The organism is Vibrio sp. Vb0937 (genome assembly GCF_033338855.1).
In genome coordinates this window covers 1-1,172 of the sequence record NZ_JAWOTK010000333.1, presented here as the reverse complement: position 1 = coordinate 1,172, position 1,172 = coordinate 1, and the positions used below count along the sequence as shown (strand labels likewise).

Genomic DNA, 1,172 nt, shown 5'->3' with positions numbered 1-1,172 from the left:
AAACATCCTATGGCTGAATTGGTGTTATATATATGTATAACACTGAGTTTGAGAAATAGAAAGAATTAATCTTTTTGCTCTCACACAACAGCGTGTTTATGGCGTCCGTTTTCGACACGTTGCACCGAATATTTGCACGCAATCGGATGCGTTTTTTCTATTTCAAATTGATACAAAAACAACCACTTCTCATAAGTTGAGAATCCGCAATTAGAGGTACTTCAGAGCGTGAGAAACTTACGACAAAACTTGTGTTTATCACTGAGTGAGAATTTATTGAATATTAAAATTAAAACATTCTTATTTAGTGAGAATTAAAGTGGAATTCACCCTAGAAAAATAAGGACTCAATAGGCAACCTGATTGGATTCGTTACCTATCTCTCGTTGAAGCATTACTCAGCGGATGAGAAAAAGGAAAAAAGAGGTTTTATGAATCATGTTATTTCAATCGGCCCACAGGAGTCGTTTCTCGTCGCTATTTGTGTGTTGTTCCTAGGGCAATTTATCAACACCAAACTTCCAATTTTAAAAAAATTTAATATCCCAGAACCGATTGTTGGTGGGTTAGTCATCGCCTGTGTGATTACCGCAATGCACTTTAATGGCGTTGATTTATCCTTCGATTTACCACTGCAAAATACCTTTATGTTGATGTTTTTTGCCACCGTTGGATTAGCGGCAAACTACACCCAGCTGATCAAAGGTGGTGCGAAGGTGTTTATCTTTCTCGCGGTGGCATCAGCGTACATTCTTATTCAAAACGCCGTTGGTGTGTCTTTGGCGACCGCATTGGGCTTAGATCCGCTAATGGGGTTAATTGCGGGTTCTATTACGCTTTCTGGTGGTCATGGAACAGGCGCAGCTTGGTCGCAGACTTTCCAAGATATGTACGGGCTACATAACGTACTTGAGGTTGCGATGGCATCTGCGACGTTTGGCTTGGTGATTGGCGGCATCATCGGCAGCCCAGTGGCACAGCGTTTGATAGACAAAAACAACCTAGAATCGGAATACGGCCGTACAAATCAAAGTCACCAACGTTTTCCTGAACTCGTGACTTATAACGAGCACGAAGAAGACCGAGTTACTGCAAAGAAAGTGGTCGAAAGCTTGTCGATTATTTTGTTGTGTGTGACAGGGGCGGGTTATCTAGAAAACTGGGTGAGCAGC

Annotated in this window: 1 protein-coding gene; it reads left to right on the top strand. The window is 41.7% G+C overall.

Annotation, left to right across the window (positions count from 1 at the left end; genetic code table 11):
• Positions 1-431: 431 nt before the first annotated feature.
• The coding region (locus tag R7P67_RS25495; RefSeq protein WP_318086409.1) for a sodium/glutamate symporter at positions 432-1,172 on the top strand (741 nt) is incomplete at its 3' end.